Origin of the sequence: Nitrospina gracilis Nb-211 (assembly GCF_021845525.1) — a bacterium.
GTDB lineage: Bacteria > Nitrospinota > Nitrospinia > Nitrospinales > Nitrospinaceae > Nitrospina > Nitrospina gracilis_A.
This window is the reverse complement of record NZ_JAKJKD010000001.1, coordinates 3001843-3023585: the sequence shown is the minus strand read 5'-3', so window position 1 is coordinate 3023585 and position 21743 is coordinate 3001843. Positions and strand designations below refer to the sequence as shown.

Genomic DNA, 21743 nt, shown 5'->3' with positions numbered 1-21743 from the left:
CGTATTCGAATCCCCGGTTGCGGGAAAGGCCCGATTGTACCGCATCGCCCGGAAAATGGCGAGCCCCGGCGGGCGTGGCCCGCTGCAAACGGGCTAATTCTTTTATAGCATACGATGATCTGGAGGGCGCAATCCAAGGCTGCCTCCATTTCCGCCATACGTCGCCCGCGATAAAATAAGGAGGTTCCGGTATGTTCCTCGAGATCGAACCGTGCGGCAATGTCGACCAGCCGTTCAGCATGATGTACCGCGAGATGGAAACCCCGCGCGAGGTGTACGCCATCAAGTACAACGTACGCGGCACCGATGAGCCGGTGCAGGTGACCGGATGGGATGCGGAGACCAACGCGCCCTGCCCCGCCTACGCGTGTCGAGTCGAGGAGTCCGGCGACGGCGTGGCGCTCCTCATTTACGGCGGCAGTGGCGGCCTGCGGCTCAAAGGGCTGGAGGATGAATCCGACTGGAACCTCAACAGCGCCCGCCAGTGGGGCGAAACCCACCTCGTCTATCCCAAAGACGCCTTCATCGTTTACAAAGACGAATTATAGAAAACTCTTTACCCCACCCAGCCCGTCACTTCGTAAGTGCTCACGCCAGGGGAGAAGGAACCCTTAAATCCCCTCTCCCTGGATGGGAGAGGGCTGGGGTGAGGGTGCTTCATGATTCCTTCCTTTACCCGCAACGCATCATCCGTTTCCTCGGACTCAGTCCGCGCCCACCGGCCATCGCAGGGACCACTGGGCAGTAGCCATCTGCTTCGGACTCAGTCCGCGCCCACCAGCCATCGCAGGGACCGCTGGGCAGTAGCCATCTGCTTCGGACTCAGTCCGCGCCCACCGGCCATCGCAGGGACCGCTGGGCAATAGCCATCTGCTTCGGACTCAGTCCGCGCCCACCGGCCATCGCAGGGACCGCTGGGCAGTAGCCATCTGCTTCGGACGCAGTCCGCGCCCACCGGCCATCGCAGGGACCGCTGGGCAATAGCCATCTGCTTCGGACTCAGTCCGGCTAGCCTTTGGCGTCTTTTTGTTTGTGGAACTGTCTGCCGGAGCGGTCGGCGCCGGGGTCGCTGGTCACTTCCTCCAGCACGAGCTGGCAGATGCGAGTTTCTCCCGGCTTGGCCTCGATGACAAACGGCCCGTGGTTCAGCATCTCCAGGGTGATGATGCCGAGACCGGTGCCGCAGTGGATCATCGGCGCGGTCATGTGGACCATGAGTCCGAGGCGGGCGATCCGGCTTTTGCCCTCGACGCGGCCCGCCAGCCGCGATCCGGGCGGGAACTCGACCTTCTCATAGGTGGAGCCGAGGTAGATGCGCTTCGGTTCGATGTGGTAGCATCCCTTCTCATCCTTCGGCACCTCAATCAAATACTGTTCGCTGAACTCGCGGTAGTCGAAATGCTCCGGGTTGACGGTGATGCCGGAGACGCCGTGCGGCTCGTACTCCGGTTTCCAGATCCACAGCGGCTCGCCCAGATGCAGGTCGATGGAGGTGGTGTCGATGTTGGCCTTCGGCGGGGCAGGGTCGATGATCATGCGCCCGTCGGCAAGTGCCTTGTGGATGTCGTCGCCGCTTAGAATCATGCCTGCACCTCGTTACCGATGTGTTTGGAATCGATCGCGTCGCGCCGCCCGGCCTTCACACAATGCAGAAGGTATTCGCGGTTGCCTTTTTGCCCGGTGATGGGAGATGCGGTGAGCCCGGATGCGACCCAGCCCTGCTCCGCCACAAACGCCGTCAAATCCAACAGCACCTTTTCGTGCTTGGCCGGATCCCGGATGACGCCCTTGTGTTCGACTTCATCTTTCCCCACCTCGAACTGCGGTTTGACCAGCGCGACCACGTCGCCTTCTTCTTTCATCACCGCGAACACCGGAGGCAGGATGAGTTTCAGTGAGATGAACGACACGTCGATCACCGCGATGTCCGCGCGCGTGTTGTCCATGTCTTCCAATGTCAAGTGACGCGCGTTGAAACGGTCGCGCAGGATCACGCGCTCATCCGATTGCAGTTTCCAGTCGAGCTGGCCGTAACCGACATCGAAGGCATACACCCTGGCTGCGCCGTTTTGCAGAAGGCAGTCGGTGAACCCTCCGGTGGATGCGCCGATGTCCGCCGCCGTTTTGTTCTGGACGTCGATGCCGAACGTGGCCAGCGCGTGCGCCAGTTTGACGCCGCCCCGGCTGACGAAGGGGTTGGGGTCTTCCACCACCAGCGCGGCGTCTTCCGCCACCATCCTGCCGGGCTTGTCCAGCACCTCGTCACCGAGTCGCACGCGCCCGGCGAGGATCAATCCCTGTGCGCGTTCACGCGACACGACGAGTTTTTTTTTACCAGCAGTTGGTCGAGCCGCAGTTTATTCGTCTTCTTCGTCATCGTCGTCTTCGTCGTCATCATCCATGGCCGCGTCGCCGCCGAACAGCTCCGCCACCAGTTCGCCCTTCTGGTTGCGCGTCAGCTTTTCGATCTTCTGCTCTGCTTCCTGCAGTTTCTTGGAACAGATGCGCGACATCTTGATGCCTTCTTCAAAAATCTGGAGCGACTTGTCGATGTCGAGCTCGCCTTTTTCCAGCTCGGCGACGATCTGCTCCAACCGTTGCAACGCCTTTTCAAACTTCATCTCCGCCATATAACCGCTCCCTTATAAAAAGAGAATTGTGCCCGTTTAAAATCGAAACTCATTCAAAAGAATCCTCGCGCCTGCGGTTCCGTCGAAAAACCGTTTCACTCCTTCGTTCCGTCCACCGTGCAGTCGAGTTTGCCTTTCGACAGACGCACCTCCACTTTGTCGCCCGGCTTCATCTGCTGTGCCTCCTTCACCGCCTTGCCGGATGCGGTGTCGGTGGTGATGCTGTAGCCGCGGTCGAGAATCGAAAGCGGACTCAGCGCGTTTAAATTTTTGGCGACGCCTTCGAATTGCTGGCGGTGCCAGCGGAACTGCGACGCCATCTGTTTCACCAGACGATGCTCGAGGTTGGCACGCTTGTCCTCGCCGTGTTTGAGGTCCCACTGCGGCGATGCCTGCATGAGCCGGTGCACGGTGTTGACGGCGCGGTTTCTCTGCACCACGACCCATTGGTCGAGTCCGCGCAGAAGGCGTTGTGTCATTTCATCCAGCCGCTGTGCGGGCTGTTCCAAAATGCGTTGCGGCTCGCGGAAAAAACGCCGGTCGATGAGCCGCCTGAGGTGATCCCTGTACTCGCCGATCTCATCCTCCATGCCGTCGATCAGCGAATTGATGAGCCAGCTCAGATCCTCCATCACGTCCTTGAGACGCGGCACGGCAAGTTCCGCGGCGGCGGACGGCGTGGGCGCGCGCAGGTCGGCGACGAAATCGGCGATGGTGAAATCGATTTCGTGCCCGACGGCGGAAATCACCGGCAACTCCGACGCGAAGATGGCGCGCGCCACCACTTCCTCGTTGAACGCCCACAGGTCTTCGATCGAGCCGCCGCCGCGTCCGACAATCAACACGTCCAGGTCCTCGATGGTGTTCATGTGGCGGATGGCTTCGGCGATTTCCTCCGCCGACCCGTCGCCCTGCACCCGCACCGGGTAGAGGAGCACCGACACCTTCGGGTTGCGCCGGGTGATGACGTTCAGCAGATCGCGGATGGCGGCCCCAGTAGGTGAGGTCACGATGCCGATGCGCCACGGGAATTCGGGAATGGACTTTTTCCTGGCCTCGTCAAACAGGCCTTCTTTTTGCAGTTTTTCTTTTAGCTGTTCGAACGCTTTCTGCAGGGCGCCGAGCCCGCGCGGTTCCAGCGAGTCCACGACGATTTGATACTCGCCTCTCGGTTCGTACACATTCAGCCGTCCGCACACCAGCACCTGGTCGCCGTCGGCGGGCTGGAACTTGGTGCGCTGGCGGTTGCCACGGAAGAACACACAGCGCACCTGGGCCTTGTCGTCTTTCAGGCTGAAGTAGGCGTGGCCGGAGTTGGCGACGACGTAGTTGGAGATTTCGCCCTCCACCCACACCATGTCGAATGCCTCTTCCAGAAGCGAGCGGATGGTGCGCGTGAGTTCGGTGACGGTGAAGACGTGGCCGCTTTCATCCTCGAGAGGGGTATCGCCGAAGGGTTGCGGGGAGGACTGAGCCATGAAGGCATTTCCTTAAAAACTCAACGCGAGCGCCCAGCCGGTGGTAAGAGCAAACCGGGCCGGCGGCTCACAGGTTGTGGATGGTCTTGAACGCGGTCAGCGTGTTCTGCATGAGCATGGCGATGGTCATGGGTCCCACGCCGCCAGGCACGGGAGTGATGTACGAACACTTTTCCGCCACGTTGTCGAAATCGACATCGCCGACCAGCTTGCCGTCCACGCGGTTGATGCCGACGTCGATGACCACTGCGCCGTCTTTAATGAAATCGGCGGTGACGAACCGCGGTTTGCCGATGGCGCCGACCACGATGTCCGCTTCTCTAGCCACCGCCGGCAAATCCTTTGTGCGCGAATGGCAGATGGTGACCGTCGCGTTGCGCTGGAGCAGCAGCATCGCCATCGGCTTGCCGACGATGTTACTCCGGCCGATGATCACCGCGCGCTTGCCTTCGATATCGATCTTGTAATGATCCAGCATTTCTATGATACCAGCGGGCGTGCACGGGGCAAGCGTTTTGACCCCGGAAGTCAGGTGGCCGACGTTCACCGGATGAAAGCCATCCACGTCCTTGCGCGGATCGATGGCCTCCAGCACGCGTTGCGAGTCGATCTGCTTGGGCAGGGGCAACTGCACGAGGATGCCGTGGACGGAATCGTCCCGGTTCAGATCGTCCACCAGCTTCAATAAAGTGGCTTCGTCCGTATCCGCAGGCAGGTTGTGCGACAGGGACTGGAACCCCATGTTCTCGCAGGTCTTGTTTTTGTTTTTCACGTACACGGCGGAGGCCGGATCGTCGCCGACCAGCACCACCGCCAGACCCGGCACCTTGCCGGTTTTATTTTTAAGCTCCGCCACTTCGGCCTGGACGCGGTCCTTGATGACCGAGGAGACGAGCTTGCCGTCGATGAGTGTCATGATGCGTGAGTTCGGATTGGTTAGGGTTGCGTTACCGGAAATCCCGATCCGGGGAAAAAACAGGCCTCATCATACCAGAACCGGAAGGGATTGGAACCGCCGGGAGAAAAGTTTTGCCGGGAAGGCGGAAAGTCAGACCACCAGGTCCAGCAGGGATTCGAATTCCGGTTGCACTTGTTTTTTAAGCGAGGGGATCATTTCCGGAATGAGGTCGAGATTCGCCCAGTAGGAGTCGGGGAGGGTGCGGTTGCCCGATTCCATGTCCGGGCTGAATTCCATTGCGTGGCACAGGTGATCGGCCATGGCCAGAATGCGCGCGTCCTCGCGGTATTCTCCCGCTTCTTCCGGGCGGTGGTGGTAGCGGGTGACCTCGACATGCATGGGCGGCAGTTTCCATGTTTCAAACAACACCGCGCCCAGTTCCGCATGGTCGAACCCGAACTGCTCGCGTTCCAGCTTGCACAGGTTCTGCCCTTCAGCGGCCTGTTGCGTGAGGATGGCGGAAACCGCCGTCGGCTCGCGCACGCACAGGAGGATGCGGCCCATGTCGTGCAGAACCCCCACCAGGTAATACCGGCCGGGGCGGTCGCGTCCCATCCGCATGGCCAGCCGTTTGGCCAGCACGCCGCAGGCGACGCTGTGCCGCCAGAACTGGTCTTCGTTGAACAGGTCGTGCGGCACGCCGCGGAAGGTCTGGATCACCGACATGGCAAACAGCAGGTCGGCGAGGGATTCGGTTCCCACCAGCGCGATGGCGTGGTCGAGGCTTTCGATCTTGCGTTCGAATCCGTAAAAGGGACTGTTGACGATTTTGAGCAGGCGGGCGGAGAAACCGGCATCGCACCCGATGATGCGGCCGATGTCGCGGAAGGATTTGTCAGGATCGGTCAGTACGTCGTAGATGGCGAAAAAGTTTCTTGAAAGCGCATAAACCTTATCCTGCTTGCGGATAAAGTCCCGCGCGGTCACGGTATTCACGACGTCCTCCCGAAATAAAAACGTTCAGGCGATATTCAGCTCCTTGATCAGCCGTGACAGGTAAGACCGCTGCACGTCCAGAATCTGCGCCGCCTTGGTGCGGTTGCCGCTGGTGGATTTGAGGGTGTTCAGGATGAAGGAGCGGCGAAAGGCGTCGGTGGCGTCTTTCAGCGTGGCGCCGACTTCCACGTCCAGCGGGGCCTTGGTCGATTCAAAAGGAAAACTGTCGGGCTTCAACTCGTCGTCTTCTTCCAGAACGATGGCGCGTTCCACCGCGTTTTCCAACTGCCGGATGTTGCCCGGCCAGTGATAGCCTTCCAGGTACGAGACCAGCCCCTTCGGCACTTTCTTGGGCGATTGCCCCTCCGGTGTGTGCTTGCGGATGAAGTAGTGCAGGAGATCCTGGATGTCCTCGCGGCGGTCGCGCAGCGGCGGCAGTTCGATGTTGATGACGTTCAGGCGGTAGAACAGGTCCTGGCGGAAGGTCCCCTCATTCACCATCTTTTCCAGGTCGCGGTTGGTGGCGGAGACGATGCGCACGTCCACCTGTGTCTGCGTGGTGCCGCCCAGGCGCATGAACGATTCCTCCTGGATGACGCGCAACAGCTTGACCTGCATGTCGAGCGGCATCTCGCCGATCTCATCGAGAAACAGCGTGCCCTTGTCCGCCGCTTCGAACAGGCCGATCTTGCGGCTGTCCGCGCCGGTGAACGCGCCCTTTTCGTGGCCGAACAGCTCGCGTTCCAGAATCGACCCCGGAAGCGCGCCGCAACTGATGGAGACGAACGGCTGCGTCTGCCGGGAACTGCGGTCGTGAATGAGATGTGCGAACAGTTCCTTGCCGGTGCCGCTTTCGCCGGAGATCAATACCGCCGCCTTGGAACTGGCCACCCGCTCCGCCTGGCTGATGGCGCGGCGCAGGGGGTTGCTTTCGCCGACGATGGAGTAGCGCTGGCGGTATTTCTCCTGCAGGCGGTCGAACTCCTCACCCAGAATCTCGTTGTTGCGGGTGAAGTTCAGGAACAGCGCCATCATCCGTGAGAAGCGGTCGAGGAACACGTGATCGGCTTCGTCGAACGGGGAATCGTCCTCCTTGTCCAGCATCTGCACCACGCCCAGCACCTTGTCGTCCAGCATCAAGGGAAAGCAGGCAATGGATTGCACGTCCATGTCGGTCATGTCGCTGACCTCGCGGAACCAACGCTCGTCCTTGCGCACGTTGTTGGAAATGATCGGTTCGCCCGTTTTGGCCACGATGCCGGCGATGCCCACGCCGAGCGGCAACTCCACCATCTTGAGCTTGTCCGAGCCCTCGCCCGACGCCTGGTAGAATTGCAGGGTGCCGGTCTTTTCGTTCAGCATCAGCAACGATGCGTTGCGGCACCCCACCACGTCCAGTCCCGTCTCCAGCGAGATCTTGAGCAGGGCGTCCACCTCCTCGAACGAGGTCTTGAACAGGGACGAGATGTTGCGGATTGTCAGAATGTTGGCGAATTGATTGATCTGTTTCATGATTCGGGTGACAGAACGGCGTGAGTGTGTTTCAATCCGGTCAGTTTCTAGCCGCAGGGAGTGTGAGACCGGGTATCGTTTCCAACCCGGTTCCCTATCCGGTTAATATAATTTTATAATGCCCCGTTTTTTTTAATATTGTAAACGGTATGGACGACATCGGCCAATTTATTATAAACCTTTTTCTCAAAAGCATCCAAAATAAACCAGGTGGGTTTAGTGTTTCAAAGTGATATAAAACAACATCTTGTAATCCTGATCCTGCTGGCGGCGCTGGGCCTGGCGGCGGGTGGGGCCACGCTTTCGGGTCCTTTCCTGCATGAGGACACCCGATACATCCTCGACGACCCGCGGACGGAGTCGGTGGCCAGGGCCTGGCAGGGGCTTTCGCTGGAGGATGGATTCCGCCAGCCGGTGCTGTTTTTCACTTACGCCGTGGACCGTGCCCTGGGTGGCGGTTCGGCGTGGGCTTTTCATCTGACCAATGTGTTGATCCACGTGGCGGCGGGATGGGTGCTGTATCTCCTGCTGGTGGAAGCGACCGCCCGCACGCGTGACCGGCCGAAATCCGAATGGGCGTACGTGCCCGCCGTGGCGGCGGGACTGCACCTGATCCACCCGCTCAACGTGCAGGCGGTGGCCTACCTCTCCGACCGGGGACACCTGCTGTCCACGCTGTTGGCCCTGCTGGCGGTGTGGGGGGTGGCCCGTTTTGCCCGCCTTCGGCAGGATGCGCCCAAAAGCTTTACCGGACCGGCGTGGATGCTGGCCGCGGTGGTTTTTTTTGTTTTGGCGGTGGGCACGCATCCGGCCGCCGTGTGCCTGCCGGTGGTGGCGGTGGTGTACCTCATCCTGTTCGGCAACGACCCCGCCCTGAAAAAAGAACTGAAAATCGGCCTCTTTGTGCTGATTCCCATCCTCCTTTACATGGCCTGGCGGGCGCCGGTGGACCCGTCGGCTTTGACTGCGGACGGGGAGGCGCCGGGCCGCTGGGATTACCTGGCGTCGCAAATCCAATTTCTCTGGTTTTATTACGGATTCAAATACCTCCTGCCGTTCAACCTGAACTTCGCGCCGGATGCCGCCGTCGGCGGCTTGGGTGATCCGGGCGTGTGGGCGGCGGTCGCACTGACCGGGGCGGTGGCCTGGGGCGCGTGGCGACAAACGCAGTCGCCGCTGTTGCGGTTCGGGCTGATCTGGGCCGGCGTCGCGTTCCTCGCCAACTCAGCCCTGGTGCCGATTTCCCCACCGGTGTCTGAAGCGCGGTTTTACCTGCCGGGGGTGGGGTTGCACCTTGCCGTGGCGTGGGCGCTGGCGCGGCTTCTGCATCGCGTACCCCGGCGCACGCTACCCTTCGCCGCCGCACTGGGCGCGGTGCTGTTGACCCTCACGGTTTTGCGCGGCATGGTGTTTTCGTCGGAGGAAAGCTTGTGGCGCGATGTGTTGAGCAAGTCGCCGGGCCAGCCGGTGGCGGCCCTGCGGTTGGCATCGTTTTATGAACAGGCGGAGAAGATGGGAGACGCCCAGGCGGTGCTCGAACAGGCAATCGCGGTTCAGCCGGATTCCGAATCCCTGCGCCTTCGGCTGGGTCTTTTGTATATGAAGCAGAAGCGGTTCGATCCCGCCATCGAGCAGTTCGAGGCGGCGATTCGCGGCGGCACGCAGAATCCCGTCGCCTACTACAACGCCGGGCTGGCGCTGGTGGAGCAGAAGCGGGGAGCGCAGGCGGTGCCGTTTCTGGAGCGCATCATTCAGGGAGAGAACCTGCCGGGCAAGTATTATTACCTGCTGGGCCGCGCCTATCACCAGGCCGGGCGGCTCGATGACGCGTTGAAGCAGTTACGCCTCGCCGTCAAAAAAGATCCCGGGAACGCGCTGGCCTACAACCGCATGGGCGAGGTGTACTGGGATATGAAAAGTTACTTCTTCGCCGATGTTGCCTTTCAGCAGGCGTACCAGGCGGACAACGCATCGGTTCCCATCCTCAACAACCTCATCAGCTCCAGCATGCTGATGAAGCATTATGTGGAAGCCATCGAGTACTGCGACCGCCTGCTGGAAATCGATGCGGACAACCCCAATGCCCGGCAGTGGAAGATCGCCGCCGAGCGGTTCCTGAAAACCGAGAAGAAGGAAGAGACGCCCGCTGTGGAGTGACACGCCGCAACCGCTTCCCGAGCAAGCGGGAAAAGTTGTTCTTTTCAGAAGGTTGTGGTAACTTTTCTGGCTACGCGCCGAAGTGGTGGAATTGGTAGACGCGCCGGACTCAAAATCCGGTGGGGGCGACCCCGTGTCGGTTCGACTCCGACCTTCGGCACCATCTCGATTTTGCAAGCCCACCCCGCCCCGGGTGGGCTTTTTGTTTTCCGGACCTTATCCGGGGAAAACGGTTTGCATTTGTGATGAGCACGGAACGCAACGGCGGCTCTCCAACTCGCGCAAGAAAAATTTTCCTTTCTACTCGTTCGCAACCGCTGGTACAATTCCTCCCAATCCCCCTTCAAAATTCCACGCGACTCACTTGCCTATGGAGGTCTTGACCCATGGAGAAGATGGAACTCGTCCGCCGCCTGAAGGACGCCAAAAAAGCTTCGGGCAAAACGTATGATGAAATCGCCGACGCCCTCGGCCTGTGCAACGGTTACGTGGCGCAGTTGTTCCAGAACCAGGCGCAGTTGAAAGACGGCACCGCGGAAAAACTGAAAAAGATCGTCCCCGGCATCAACGCCGAGATGATTGAGCACATGAAAGCGTGCCCCATGCGCTCGTACAACCCGACACTCATCCAGGAGCCGAACGTGTACCGCATGACGGAGATCTGCCTGCACTACGGCGAGGCGATCAAGGAGCTGATGAACGAGAAGTTCGGCGACGGCATCATGTCCGCCATCGACTTCAAGATCACGGTGGACAAGGTGAAGGGCGACAAGGGCGAAGACCGCATGGTGGTCACCATGAACGGCAAGTTCCTTCCGCATATCGAGCAGGTGCAATGAGAACGCCGGCGAGGAGGGAGGTTCTCCCTCTCCGCGTGCGTCTTTTTTACGCCCCGCCTTCATGGTACAGTATGCCCTGCTATTTCTACGGAGACGATCATGGTGGAGCGGCGTCAACTGGACAAGGCGGAGATCGAGGCGTCCAAAAAAAATCTGGAGCGGGCCAAGCTCAACAAGGCGGACCTGGAAGGCATCGACCTGAGCGAAGGCTACATGAAGGAAGTGGACCTGGAACGCTGTAACCTGAAACGGTCCAATTTCAAAAACGCGTCGATCAACGGCGGCTACTTCAAGGGAAGCAACCTGTTCGGTTCGAACTTTTTCGGCGCGTCGTTGATCCGCGCCGACTTCACCCGCGCCAATCTTTCCGGTGTGAACTTCCGCAACACGGACCTGAGCGGCGCGAAGTTCCACCAGGCGCTTCTGAGACGCGCGCAGTTTCAGGGGGCGAATCTGGTGCGCTCGGAATTCCTCGAAGCCCAGCTCAATGAGGCTAACCTCTCCGGCGTCCGCCTCAACAAATCCGACCTGCGCGGCGCGATGATGATCGGCGTCAACCTTGCCGGGGCGCAGATTCCGCAGTCCCACTTGAGCAAGGCGAACTTCTCAAAGGGCAACCTCACCGGCACCGACGTGAGCGGATGCAACTTCACCGGCTCCGACCTGCGCGAGGCGGTGCTGAAGGAAGCGAATTTCCAGAACACCATCCTCGACCGCACGTTTCTGAAAGGGGCCGATCTCACCGGCGCGAACCTGACCGGCGCGCGCCTGCGCGGTGCGGACCTCGCCGAGACGGTGCTGGACGGCGCGAACTTCAGCGGCGCGGATCTCTCTCTCGTCACCAACTTGTCCGCAGTGAGTCTGCAAAAAGCGGTGGTCGATGAAAACACCAAACTGCCCGACTACCTGAAAGCCGAAGCCAACGGCCAGGGTGGTTACCTGGTGACGGAAATTCCCCGTGAAGATTCATCCGGCTGAACCGGGTTGGTCATTCCCGCCTGCGGCCGCTTATTCCGAATCGTTGTATTTTCGCGGGCAAACGGAAATGGAAGCGCTCTTTGTTTTCAGAAAGAGACGAAGCGGATTCCCGTTTGCCTGAGACTTTTGCTCCATTGAAAAAGTCCTGTTGAGTATAATGGTTGGACTGTTTAAGGAGCGGAGCGTCGCGGCCCGTTCTCGCAGTGGCAACCCGGCGCTCTTTCCCTGCACTTGAGTGGTTCATGGCCCAGCTGATCCAAGACCTCACCATCCTTCTTCTCGTTTCCCTGCCGATCACAGTGTTGTTTCACCGCTTCAACCTGCCGACGGTGGTGGGGTTTTTGGTGGCGGGCATGCTGATCGGTCCCAGCGGACTGGGCTTGATCGGCGATGTGGAATCGGTCGAACACCTGGCGGAGATCGGTGTCATCCTGCTTCTGTTCATCATCGGCCTCGAATTTTCGCTGAGCAAAATGCTGAAACAGCTCGGCCGTATCCTGGGCACGGGCGGTTTGCAGTTGGGGTTGACGGCGGTGGTGTGTTTTTTCCTGTTTCAGGCGTCGTCGTTCCCGGCCAACCAGAGCATCGCGCTCGGATTATTGATCGCCCTGTCCAGCACCGCGATTCTGCTCAACATGCTCACCGAGCGCGTGGAGCTGGATACTCTGCACGGCCGCATTGCCGTCGGCGTGCTCTTGTTTCAGGATGTGTGCGTGGTGCCCCTCATGCTGGTGGTGCCGCTTCTGGGACAGATGGAAACCATTTCCGGCTGGAGTTTTTTGTGGGCGTTCGTGAAGGCCATCGGCGCGGTGGGCGGGGTGTTTTTTCTGTCGCGCCTGTTGGTGCCGCGTGCGTTGCGCCGAATCGTGCAGGTCGGAAAGCGTGAACACCTGACGCTGTTCGTCATTCTCATCATCCTGGGCACGGGCTGGGTGTCGCACCAGATCGGGCTGACTCTGGCCATGGGTGCGTTCGTCGCGGGGCTGATTCTCTCCGAGACGGAATACAATCATCAGATCATTCTCGACATTCTGCCGCTGAAGGAATACTTCGTCAGCGTGTTCTTCACTTCAGTGGGCATGCTGATGCAGGTGCAGGTGTTTCTGGAACAGCCGGGGCTTCTGCTTCTGCTGGCGGCGGCGGCGATTATCGTCAAGGCGGTGATGGCGTTTATTGCCGCCATGCTGGCGGGCACCGCGCCGCGCATCGCCTTCATCGTCGGCCTGCGGCTGGCGCAGGTGGGGGAATTTTCCCTCATCCTCGCGGCGCTGGCTCTGGAAACGGGCGTGTTCGATCAAACCCTGTACCAGCAGTTTCTCATCGTCTCCATCCTGTCCATGCTGGCGGCTCCGTTTTTGATCCAGATTTCTTCCAGCCTGTCCCTGCGGTTGTTCAAAGGCGGGCTCGCCGCCGACACGGGCACGCAAAGCAAGGCGACGCAGGTGAACGATCATGTCATCGTGGTGGGCTACGATACCGTCGGGCAGAATCTGTCCAAGGTGCTTCAAGAAGTCCGGATTCCGTTTACGGTGGTGGACCTGGACGGCCAGCAGATCAAACGCGCGCTGGCTGAGCAGTGTCATGGGTTTTATGGCGATGCCACCCAGCGCTCCACTCTGCACCGTGCGGGCATCCGCCAGGCGAAGATGCTGGTCGTTTCCATACAGGAGCTGAAAGCGCTGGAACAGGTGGTGCGGCTGGCCCGGCAGTTGAATCCCAGCCTCTATATCCTGGTGAAAACCCGGCTGGCGTCGGAGGTGGAATCCCTGACCCAGGCCGGGGCGGACCTGGTGATCCCGGCGGAGTTCGAAACCTCCATCGAAATATTCTCGCGCGTGCTTCGCGAGTATGGCATGCCGCACAACGTCATCGAACAGCAGGTGGAGCTGATGCGTCTGGAAGGCTACCGCATGTTGCGCGGGTTGTCGTTGAACATGGACAGCCTGGCCAATTTTTCAACATACCTCACGGCATCGCTCAGCCGTTCCTTTCAGGTGCTCGATCATTCCTGGGCGAATGGAAAAACGCTGAGGCAGATCGAGCTCAAGACCAAAACCGGCGCGACCCTCATCGCCGTCGTGCGCAACCAGGAAGCCCAGCCGAATCCTGTCGCCGACTTCACTATCGAAGTGCGGGATGTGCTCATCCTGTTCGGCTCGCACGCGCAGTTGGACTACGCCCATCGCTTGTTGCAGGACGGGCCTTCGACGAAAAGCGAATTCAAAACCAAAACAAATTGATCTGGAAATGCGTGCGACCCCGAAGGGTTCTAACGAGGGAGCACCACAAGAGGTCCGTTTTTCAAACGGCGGCGCGGGAGGTGGTACTCTTCTTTGAAAGGCGCACTGGGATAGCACGAGAGGCGCCGTCGACCCCCGCCAGGAATTTGGTGGGAATGCAGGATTTGAGACCGGGCAGGACGTTGCCTTTGATGTCGTAACCCCGCACCCGTGCGAACGCCGCCATCAATTGCGCGGCGTAATGCGATTCTACAATGTCGTGCAGATCGAAGCAGTTGACGGTGATGGGCTTGGCTGGTTTATCCGGGTTTTTGATCACCAGTTGAGGCCGGTAAAAACGGCGGCCTCCGGGCCCCGTCTCCAATGAAACCGCGACCCGCTGAACCTGTTGGGCCGGATAGGTCCGGCGTTTCCAGAAGAAAAACGAGTTGCTCATCTGCAACGTGCGGCTTTCGGTATTCAGTAAGATGCGCGGGCGGCGGCAGATCCACTTCGCAAGGAGCCAGGCCACCAGGGCGATGAGGCCCGAGTACAGAAGGAACTCGATCAGATCGACCGTCACCAGAAGCAGGGTCATCCCGATCAGGGCCAGGCACCGGATGTAGCGAACTCCATTTTTCTGGCCGCGCGTGAGTCTTTTGCTCAACACAACATCGGTATTCTGGTAGGCTGTTTCAAGAGACATGCGGTTTCCGCCATGGCTGTGGATGGATCACTTTATCTAATGTAAGGGAACGGAGGGTGCTTGTCAAACGCGCTTATGCCCACATTAAATAATCCAAGCTCAAATAAATCAAATAATAAGGCGTGGGTTGCGGTGGCGGGGCTGGCATTGTTGCTGACGGCCTGTTCCGGCACCCGGCCGGATCACCTGGGCGTGACCGGCGGACGCCTCGCCCCCTGCCCGGATTCGCCCAACTGCGTCTCCAGCTTCGCCACCGACGCCGAACACAAGGTGGAGCCGCTGACGTTCCAGGGCGAGCCGGAGGCGGTGATGCAGGCCATTCAGGAAGAGTTGGCCCGCCGCGACCGGGTGGAGATCGTCACGCAACAACCGCATTACCTGTACGCGGAGTTCACCAGCCGGGTGTTTCGCTTCGTCGATGACGTCGAGTTCCTGATTGACGCGGAGACGAAAACCCTCCACTTCCGCTCCGCCTCGCGCCTTGGACGCAGTGACCTGGGCGTCAACCGCGAGCGCGTCGAGTCTATTAGAAAAGCCCTCACCGTAAAAAACCTTTAGCGTTTCCCCAGCGTCGGCAGTTCCAGCTCCAGTTTTTCGGTGAAGTTCTGGAACAGGTCCACGGCGTGTTTCCCGTCCGGTTTGGGGTGGCTCCATTCCTTGTGGAAACTCGGATTCACCTGCAAAAACTTGTCTTGCGGGTAGGTGGTGTTGGGGTACACGAAGTAGGCGAAGTCCAGCAGGTGCGCGTGCCGCCGCACACGCGGAAACAGTTCGTAAATGGACGGGCGCAGGGTGAAGTGGTTGCTGTCGGGAAGCAACGGTTTCTCCGGCCACCAGAACGCGGGCACGAACACCACGTTGGGGTCGCCGAACAGGTAGACGGTGATGCCCTCTGCCGGGTTGCCGGGCAGTCGCGGAATCATCAGGTACAGTTCGTAACCGCGCTGTTGCTGGTTCTTCACCGCTTCCTCACGCAAATAGTCCGCTGCCTCCTTCACGCCGTAACCGGAGTTCATGCCTTCGACATAGAGGAGCCGGTCGAGTTCGTGCAACGGTGCGGTGCGAGGGTCGTTGAGCAGGCGCGCGTCCCACACCGCCGCGGCGAGGCCTGCGCCGAACAGAAGCAGAGCGAAGGCGCCGGTATGAAAACGCGGCGGCATTGTTGCCGGTGGAGCGGTGCGCCGGGCCATGCGCCCGGCCAGCCAGCCGGCCAGCCGGTCGGCGGTGAAGCCCGCGATCAACGCCGCCGCCGGCACCATCGGTAAGAAGTAACGCGAGAAGAACCCCTGCGCCACCAGCACGATCATGAGCCCCGGCAGAACCAGCCAACTCCACATCGCCGTCTCCCGCTTGTCTTTTTTCTGGATCAATGTAACCAGTCCCATCAACAGCAACAGCGCGATGGGCCACGTCAGGTAGGTGACGAAAAATTCGTGCGTGACCCACAAATTGCGAATCCAGAGCATGAATGGAAAGCGGACCAGTTCCTCCAGCGGAATGAAGTACGACAGGTGGTGCAGAAACGGCAGGCGGCCCGGTACGCGTACGGGCGGCGCCAGGTAATAGATGACCGCATTCATCAATAGTGGAATCGACAGCGCAACGCCCAACTGCATCCAGAATCCCGGCCGCCGGTGCGCGCCCCACATCGGGAACATCAGCAGTGGAATGAAAATCCAGAGAAGGGCGCTGGCCTTGGTCCACAGCATCAGCCCCCACAACACGCCCAGCATGCGAAACGCTTTCTTTGCGTCGCGGGTTTCCTGAACGATGTGGAACGCCCAGCGAAGCGACCACACACCGAGTGCGGTGAGGAGCCCGTCCACCAGCGCCAGCCGGTCGAAGAACAGCGTGTAGGGAAACAGTACATAGAGAAGCGCGGCGGCCAGCCCCGCGCGCGGAGAGAACAGGTCGCGCCCGATGAAATACACGCCCAGCATGGCGGCCCATCCGGCGAGAATAGACACCATCCGCCCCGCCACCAGCGGATCGTCGAACAAAGCGAGCGTCACCGCGTTCAGCCACATGAACAAGGGCGGCTTGCCGTCGGTCATCGAAATCAGCAGCTGCGCCGGGTCGCTCAGGATGATCTGCGCCCAGTGGATGTAGATGGCCTCGTCGGAAAAAATGGGCAGATCCGTGAGCGCAAACAGCCGGGTCCACGCATACAGCAGGGCGAGGGCGGCCAGCGCGAGCGTTTGTTTATGACGGAGTGATGGAGATGGGGTTTGTGTTTGCATGGCGACGTTTAGGTTTTAACAGAAAAGCCCCACACAAAACAATGGTGACGGACGTGATTCCCGCACCGAGGCGGAAACTCCACGGCCGGTACTCGAAGCGGATGCGGTGTGTGCCGGGCGGCACCACGATGGCGCGGTACACCAGGTCGGCGCGATAGAGCGGCGTGTCCTCGCCGTCGATCGCCGCCGTCCAGCCGGGATAATGCGTGTCCGACAGCACCAGCACCTGCGCCTTGGGTGTCGTGGCGGTGAGCGCCACCGAATCGTAATCGAGAACCGGATCGGTGACCGATCCCGCGGGCTCCGGTGAAGGCGTTTCCGGATTGTCGTCGCCGGTGCATTCCAGACCTTCGGGCGGGTGCTCCAGGATGGCCTGCCGGGAGAAGTCGGTGCGCGGATCGAGGAGTTCGGCGATGATGTGTTTTTCGTCCGCAATCACCCGGCATTCCCCCACCAGGAACGCGCGCGACAGGTAACCTGTGTTCCTGTACACCTTCAACTCCGGATAACCGGGATCGTGGAACTTCACCGGCTGGAGTTGCGGCGACTGCAACGGTTCGCGGCTGACGAGGTATTGCACATTGGCGAGGCGAAGCAGGTTGAGCCGGTCCTCAAACGGCGGCACGCGCAGGATCTTGCGGAACTTGAGATAGCGGTTCTGCCGCATCACGGCCCAGCCGTCCGCCTGGTAAATGCCGGGCACGGTGCGGATGGGAAGCGGCACCTTGGGACCCTGGATGAGATTGCCGCGCACATTGATTTTGGCGATGCCGCCGTCCTTCGCCCGCTCGGCGTTGTCGGCGATATGGATGCGGTCTTTCCCCGCGTGCGTTTGCATGAATTGAGTGAGGGGATCGGGCGCATCAAAGTCCTGCCGCGCCACTTTGTGATGAAAACCGTAACCGCTGAAAATCAGGTCGAGCGCCAGCACGAACAACGCCGCTCCCAGCCACAGCCCGGGCCTGCGTTGCGTGCGCAGAAATAAAAACAGCATCAGGCAGAACAACGATAGAAACGCGAGCAGGCGTTTTGAGTTGAACAGGTTGATCTTCACTTCGTTGTAAGCGGGAGGCGCCAGCCCCCTCTCCTGCATCGCGGCCTGAATGACGGGCTCGAAGGCATTGATCAGTCCGAACAGCACCATGCCCGTCGTGGCCAGGCCGATCCACACCCGGGCGTGTCGGCCATCGGCTGTGGGCCCGGACCCGGCGTCGCGGACGAAGCGGTCCCATCCCCACCCGGCAAGGAGCGCCAGCGCCACCACCGCAGGCAGGATGAACTTGACCGGGTAGCGGAAGGTGTCGAAGAACGGGACGGTGGCGTGAAAAAGCGAGTACAGACCGCCGGCCGGACCCATCGCCACCAGCACCGAAAGCACGGCAATTCCGGCGCAGACCCGGGCCCGCAGGCCACAGCGGAACATCGCCAGTCCGGCCAGCAGGAATGGAATTGCTCCCACATACAAGGAACGCAACCACACCTGGTTGGCGCTGGAAGCCTCCGCCCGGCTCAGGTAGCCGTAGGGGTCGAAGAAGAAAAACTGAAGCAGGTCCTGTGGCATCATCGCCCAGCGCGCCGCCTCGCCGATGGGGAGCCCCCCGGCGCGTTCGGTGAGTCGCGACAACTCATAAGTCGGAAAAAACTGCACCGCAATGAGGCCGAAGAAGACGGCAAAGAAAAAGCCCAGATAGGTCAGCCGCCAGCGCCAGTGCGGCAGGGATTCACGGGGAAACAGGCCCTGCGGCCACAGCGCAAACAGAGCGAGCAGGGCGAACATCTGGAAACAGGTTTCCACGCCACCGGCGAGGAACATGCATGCGCCCACTGCCGCGGCGGCCAGCCCCCAGCGCACATCCCGTTTGCGCAGTCCGGCAAAGAAGCACAGCAAGAGGAGAGGAATCCACGCCACCGGCATGAAGGTGGACAGGTAAATGCGCACCGTCACCAGATAGCCGCCGAACATGAAAACCAGCGCCGCCACCAGCGCCGCGCCGCGCCCGCAGTGCGACGCGCGCACCAGCAGGTACATGAACCAGCCCGCCAGCGTGTAATGCAGGATCACCGTGAAATTCACCGCCAGTACAAATGGAAACGCGATGAACAGGAGGCTCAGCGGGTAGAGGATGGCGGGCTGAAGCGTGGCGAACAGCGGGTTGCCGCTCAGGATGTACGGATTCCACAACGGAAAGGTGAAATCCGCCACTTGTTCCAGCCACAGCATGCGGTGGGGGATGAAGAAGGAGATGAGGTCGCCACCGCCGAAGATGAAATCGCCGCCGGCCATGTCGTGGAAATACAACAAAGCCAGGGCCAGAAAAGCCAGGCCGGAGAGGACGGTTTCCTTCGCCGTTAAAATAGAAAGAGGACCCTGCCCGCAGGCAGAGTCCTCTTCTGAGAGGGTCCTCATGTTGCTACGATCAGTTCACGGTTCCCGGGTTGAAACCCGACTGAGCGGCGTAGGTGAAGGTATTGGTCGTCGAATCGTCCCAGGTGATGGTGATGGCCGTTGCCGCGGAAGCGGTGCCGCTGGTGCCCGCCAGGTCTGTCTGGTTCAGCACCGAGGTGGCGTCGTAGGTGGACGTGGTGTCCAACAGGTATTGGGCATGCAGCAAGGTGATGGAGCCGCGCAGGGCCGCCAGTGCGCCCTTCTGCCGTGCGGTGGACGCGGCGCTTTGCAGATCCAGGAATTTGGGAATGGCTACGGCGGCCAGAATGCCCAGCACCACAATCACCAAAATAAGTTCAACCAAAGTGAAACCTTTTTCGTTTTTCTTTCTGGATTGCAACATGATTCCCTCTCCTCCCTTATCGTTATGAAATCCCGGTTTTTTGAGGTTCAAACCATTTAAGCCCGAATTGCCTTAAAAATTCAACACGGCGTGACAATTGTTTTTAGTCTTAAAAGAGCAATAGTCGTGCCATTTTTCCTTGCCAACCTGTTTTGAGTCCACACTGATAATATAAAGTCTTATTTATCAATATATTATAATAGATTTGAGCCGAAGAGGACCGGATTATTCCCAGCATTCGATAAAATAATTGACCTTGGCCCAAAATTGGGAGTTTCCTGCCTCCCCGACCCCATTCGTGAAAAATAATAATAAAAACAATAAGTTAGATGGGATTCGGGGGCAAGCGCCCGGTTCCGGGAATCCGGCTTGCCTGCACGAAGCCCGTTCCAGTACGACAAAATTTGTCATTAAATATCTATTTTTCAATGCTTCATTGGTTCCGAATCCACCCGCCGGAACCCGGCTTGTTCTGAAGCCCGTGGCCGGAAACGGTCAATCCAGGTCCGGTTCCGCCCTCCGTTCCAGTGCTTGCTCCAGTTCGCTGTCCGGTACCGGAAACTTGCGGCTGATCGCTCCCCGCGTCCGGTCATAGGCCCAGCGGAACACCCTTCCATTGTTGCGCTGATGGTAAATGAATCCATCGACATCAAACGAACTCAGCGTAGTGCCCGCGTCTTCCGGGGAGAGCACTTCGTTCCCCGTAGCCCGCACATAAACCCACAAACCGTCATCCTTATCCCGTCCGGTCGGCTTTTCCCGGTGGCGCGGATTGTAACCTTCCGGAATTTTGTTGAGGTTGGCAAACGGGTTGTCCGGGAACGAGGCTTTCTCCCCCCGCAGCATTTGTTCTCCCATGACCGTCAACAGGTTCGAGCGCAGGATTTCGATGGTGGTGGCCTCGGCGGCGATCTCCGCCTGGCGCGCCATGTCGAACATCCGTTGGATGGCCACGGAGGCCAGCAGTCCGATCATGACGATGACCATGACCATTTCAATGAACGTGAACCCGCTTTCCGTTTTCCAGCCGGGTTTGCGGCGGGCTGGATTGCGATTGGGTGTGAGCATGGTCGTCACCGTAACGCCATTTTCGACATGTCCCACATGGGCAGAAAAATGGACAGCGCCAGGAACAGCACCAGCACGCCCATCACCACAATGAGAATGGGTTCCAGCCAGGTGGACAGCGCCTTGATACTGCGCTCGCCTTCCTGGTCGTAGTAATCCGCCACCTTGAGCAACATTTCATCCAGAGAGCCGGAGGTTTCGCCCGCCGCCACCATCTGCACAACCAGGACAGGAACCCAGCCGCTGTCGCGCAGGGGTTTGGCCAGGCCTTTGCCTTCCTCCACACTCACGATCAGGTTCATCAGGACGTCGGAGAGCACGGTGTTGTCCACCACCCGCGCGGAAACATGCAGGGCTTCCAGAATGGGCACGCCACTGCGTTGCAGGTTGCCGAAGATGCGGGCGAACTTGGCCATGGAGGAACGCAGGTTGATGGGTCCCAACAGCGGCATCCTGAGTTTGAAATAATCCCATTGCCGCCGCCCCAACTGTGTTGCCGTGTAGCGCCTGAATATAAAAATGCCGCCCCCGATCAGCAGAAAGAGGGACAGCCAGTACTTTACGAACATGCCGTGCACCAGCACCAGGATTTGCGTGGGCAGAGGCAACTCCACCTTGATGGTCTGGAACAGGTTGATGAACACCGGCACCACCTTCCACATGAGAAAAGCGATGGCCAGCACCATCACGCCGAGCACGATTTTGGGGTAGCGGAAAGCGGCGCGCACTTTGGCATCGTTCTCCTGCTGTTTTTCAAGCAGGTCCGCCAGCCGGGCCAGCACGTCTTCCATGATGCCGCCGGTCTCACCGGCTTCGATCATGTTGATATACAGATCCGGGAACACCTCCGGGTGACGCGCCATGGCGTCCGAAAGCGACAGGCCGTCGGCCACGTCCTCCTGAATCCGGTGCACGACCGCCTTGAAACGCAGGTTCTCCACCTGGTCTTCCAGCGCCTGCAGGATGGAAAGAATGGGAATGCCGGCGTTGAACAACGTGGACATCTGCCGGGTGAACAGCACGATCTCCTGTGTTTTGATTTTCTGGAAACGGGAGAACAGGTCCATCTCCAGAACCGGCGTGCGTTCCGGTCGGGCGGATTCGATGGCCACGGGGAAATGTCCCATGCGGCTCAGTTCCAACCCCACATCCTGCGGGGTGGCGGCCGACATGGTTCCCGAAATCAGGGTTCCCATCCGGTTGCGGGCTTTGTATTGAAATTGCGGCATACCG

19 protein-coding genes and 1 tRNA gene are annotated in these 21743 nt (G+C 59.8%); 7 read left to right on the top strand and 13 right to left on the bottom strand.

Annotation, left to right across the window (positions count from 1 at the left end):
• Window positions 1-191: 191 nt before the first annotated feature.
• The gene (locus tag J2S31_RS14285; protein ID WP_237099835.1) at window positions 192-548 is read left to right on the top strand and encodes a hypothetical protein; all 357 of its coding nucleotides are present in this window, start codon (window positions 192-194) and stop codon (window positions 546-548) included.
• 460 nt (window positions 549-1008) lie between these two features.
• On the opposite strand, the gene J2S31_RS14280 is transcribed toward J2S31_RS14285, so the two are convergent.
• The 7 genes from J2S31_RS14280 to J2S31_RS14250 all read right to left on the bottom strand — a co-directional run bounded on the left by J2S31_RS14280 (window position 1009) and on the right by J2S31_RS14250 (window position 7514).
• On the bottom strand, window positions 1009-1584 hold the full coding sequence (locus J2S31_RS14280) for a dCTP deaminase (RefSeq protein ID WP_237099834.1): 576 nt from the start codon (window positions 1582-1584) through the stop codon (window positions 1009-1011).
• A complete protein-coding gene (locus J2S31_RS14275; RefSeq protein WP_237099833.1) occupies window positions 1581-2318 on the bottom strand; it encodes a TlyA family RNA methyltransferase in 738 nt (245 codons plus the stop codon). The genes J2S31_RS14280 and J2S31_RS14275 overlap by 4 nt, the downstream gene beginning before the upstream one ends.
• Before the next feature lie 39 nt (window positions 2319-2357).
• Window positions 2358-2630 (bottom strand): exodeoxyribonuclease VII small subunit, encoded by a 273-nt coding sequence (locus J2S31_RS14270; protein WP_237099832.1) that lies wholly within the window; start codon window positions 2628-2630, stop codon window positions 2358-2360.
• Between the two features lie 95 nt (window positions 2631-2725).
• Complete coding sequence (gene xseA / locus J2S31_RS14265; protein ID WP_237099831.1) at window positions 2726-4108, bottom strand: exodeoxyribonuclease VII large subunit; 1383 nt, start codon at window positions 4106-4108, stop codon at window positions 2726-2728.
• A gap of 67 nt (window positions 4109-4175) precedes the next feature.
• Window positions 4176-5024 (bottom strand): bifunctional methylenetetrahydrofolate dehydrogenase/methenyltetrahydrofolate cyclohydrolase FolD, encoded by an 849-nt coding sequence (gene folD, locus J2S31_RS14260; protein ID WP_237099830.1) that lies wholly within the window; start codon window positions 5022-5024, stop codon window positions 4176-4178.
• 132 nt (window positions 5025-5156) lie between these two features.
• Entirely contained in the window at window positions 5157-6002 is an 846-nt protein-coding gene (locus J2S31_RS14255; RefSeq protein WP_237099829.1) for an HDOD domain-containing protein, read from the bottom strand.
• A gap of 24 nt (window positions 6003-6026) precedes the next feature.
• Entirely contained in the window at window positions 6027-7514 is a 1488-nt protein-coding gene (locus tag J2S31_RS14250; RefSeq protein WP_237099828.1) for a sigma-54 interaction domain-containing protein, read from the bottom strand.
• Window positions 7515-7733: 219 nt separating this feature from the next.
• Here J2S31_RS14250 and J2S31_RS14710 point away from each other — a divergent pair, with 219 nt between their 5' ends.
• The 5 genes from J2S31_RS14710 (at window position 7734) to J2S31_RS14225 (ending at window position 13728) form a co-directional block, all read left to right on the top strand.
• A complete protein-coding gene (locus J2S31_RS14710) occupies window positions 7734-9671 on the top strand; it encodes a tetratricopeptide repeat protein (RefSeq protein WP_237099827.1) in 1938 nt (645 codons plus the stop codon).
• Between the two features lie 76 nt (window positions 9672-9747).
• A tRNA-Leu gene (locus tag J2S31_RS14240) sits at window positions 9748-9834 on the top strand.
• Between the two features lie 223 nt (window positions 9835-10057).
• Window positions 10058-10510: a cyanase gene (gene cynS, locus J2S31_RS14235; protein WP_237099826.1), complete on the top strand. Its 453-nt coding sequence runs from the start codon at window positions 10058-10060 to the stop codon at window positions 10508-10510.
• Between the two features lie 99 nt (window positions 10511-10609).
• Window positions 10610-11488: a pentapeptide repeat-containing protein gene (locus J2S31_RS14230; protein ID WP_237099825.1), complete on the top strand. Its 879-nt coding sequence runs from the start codon at window positions 10610-10612 to the stop codon at window positions 11486-11488.
• A 242-nt stretch (window positions 11489-11730) separates the two neighbouring features.
• A complete protein-coding gene (locus J2S31_RS14225; protein ID WP_237099824.1) occupies window positions 11731-13728 on the top strand; it encodes a cation:proton antiporter domain-containing protein in 1998 nt (665 codons plus the stop codon).
• Between the two features lie 61 nt (window positions 13729-13789).
• Here J2S31_RS14225 and J2S31_RS14220 read toward each other — a convergent pair whose 3' ends face one another.
• Window positions 13790-14413, bottom strand: a complete 624-nt coding sequence (locus J2S31_RS14220; RefSeq protein ID WP_237099823.1) for a hypothetical protein — start codon at window positions 14411-14413, stop codon at window positions 13790-13792.
• Window positions 14414-14545: 132 nt separating this feature from the next.
• On the opposite strand from J2S31_RS14220, the gene J2S31_RS14215 reads away from it, so the two are divergent.
• Complete coding sequence (locus J2S31_RS14215) at window positions 14546-14971, top strand: DUF1499 domain-containing protein (protein ID WP_237099822.1); 426 nt, start codon at window positions 14546-14548, stop codon at window positions 14969-14971.
• On the opposite strand, the gene J2S31_RS14210 is transcribed toward J2S31_RS14215, so the two are convergent.
• The 5 genes from J2S31_RS14210 to J2S31_RS14190 all read right to left on the bottom strand — a co-directional run bounded on the left by J2S31_RS14210 (window position 14968) and on the right by J2S31_RS14190 (window position 21739).
• Complete coding sequence (locus J2S31_RS14210) at window positions 14968-16653, bottom strand: ArnT family glycosyltransferase (protein WP_237099821.1); 1686 nt, start codon at window positions 16651-16653, stop codon at window positions 14968-14970. The two genes, J2S31_RS14215 and J2S31_RS14210, sit on opposite strands and share 4 nt — an antisense overlap.
• On the bottom strand, window positions 16616-19060 hold the full coding sequence (locus J2S31_RS14205) for a YfhO family protein (RefSeq protein ID WP_237099820.1): 2445 nt from the start codon (window positions 19058-19060) through the stop codon (window positions 16616-16618). The genes J2S31_RS14210 and J2S31_RS14205 overlap by 38 nt, the downstream gene beginning before the upstream one ends.
• Window positions 19061-19070: 10 nt before the next feature.
• Window positions 19071-19442, bottom strand: coding sequence for a type II secretion system protein (locus J2S31_RS14200; protein WP_237099819.1), 372 nt, complete (start codon window positions 19440-19442; stop codon window positions 19071-19073).
• Between the two features lie 495 nt (window positions 19443-19937).
• Entirely contained in the window at window positions 19938-20510 is a 573-nt protein-coding gene (locus J2S31_RS14195) for a type II secretion system protein (RefSeq protein WP_237099818.1), read from the bottom strand.
• Between the two features lie 5 nt (window positions 20511-20515).
• On the bottom strand, window positions 20516-21739 hold the full coding sequence (locus J2S31_RS14190) for a type II secretion system F family protein (RefSeq protein ID WP_237099817.1): 1224 nt from the start codon (window positions 21737-21739) through the stop codon (window positions 20516-20518).
• Window positions 21740-21743 lie beyond the last annotated feature (4 nt).

Bases quoted from the DNA above. Each gene is read 5' to 3' on its own strand.
- J2S31_RS14285 (WP_237099835.1), top strand. From the start codon at position 192: ATGTTCCTCGAGATCGAACCGTGCGGCAATGTCGACCAGCCGTTCAGC.
- J2S31_RS14280 (WP_237099834.1), bottom strand. From the start codon at position 1,584: ATGATTCTAAGCGGCGACGACATCCACAAGGCACTTGCCGACGGGCGC.
- J2S31_RS14270 (WP_237099832.1), bottom strand. From the start codon at position 2,630: ATGGCGGAGATGAAGTTTGAAAAGGCGTTGCAACGGTTGGAGCAGATC.
- xseA (WP_237099831.1), bottom strand. From the start codon at position 4,108: ATGGCTCAGTCCTCCCCGCAACCCTTCGGCGATACCCCTCTCGAGGAT.
- folD (WP_237099830.1), bottom strand. From the start codon at position 5,024: ATGACACTCATCGACGGCAAGCTCGTCTCCTCGGTCATCAAGGACCGC.
- J2S31_RS14250 (WP_237099828.1), bottom strand. From the start codon at position 7,514: ATGAAACAGATCAATCAATTCGCCAACATTCTGACAATCCGCAACATC.
- cynS (WP_237099826.1), top strand. From the start codon at position 10,058: ATGGAGAAGATGGAACTCGTCCGCCGCCTGAAGGACGCCAAAAAAGCT.
- J2S31_RS14230 (WP_237099825.1), top strand. From the start codon at position 10,610: ATGGTGGAGCGGCGTCAACTGGACAAGGCGGAGATCGAGGCGTCCAAA.
- J2S31_RS14225 (WP_237099824.1), top strand. From the start codon at position 11,731: ATGGCCCAGCTGATCCAAGACCTCACCATCCTTCTTCTCGTTTCCCTG.
- J2S31_RS14220 (WP_237099823.1), bottom strand. From the start codon at position 14,413: ATGTCTCTTGAAACAGCCTACCAGAATACCGATGTTGTGTTGAGCAAA.
- J2S31_RS14210 (WP_237099821.1), bottom strand. From the start codon at position 16,653: ATGCAAACACAAACCCCATCTCCATCACTCCGTCATAAACAAACGCTC.
- J2S31_RS14205 (WP_237099820.1), bottom strand. From the start codon at position 19,060: ATGAGGACCCTCTCAGAAGAGGACTCTGCCTGCGGGCAGGGTCCTCTT.
- J2S31_RS14200 (WP_237099819.1), bottom strand. From the start codon at position 19,442: ATGTTGCAATCCAGAAAGAAAAACGAAAAAGGTTTCACTTTGGTTGAA.
- J2S31_RS14195 (WP_237099818.1), bottom strand. From the start codon at position 20,510: ATGCTCACACCCAATCGCAATCCAGCCCGCCGCAAACCCGGCTGGAAA.
- J2S31_RS14190 (WP_237099817.1), bottom strand. From the start codon at position 21,739: ATGCCGCAATTTCAATACAAAGCCCGCAACCGGATGGGAACCCTGATT.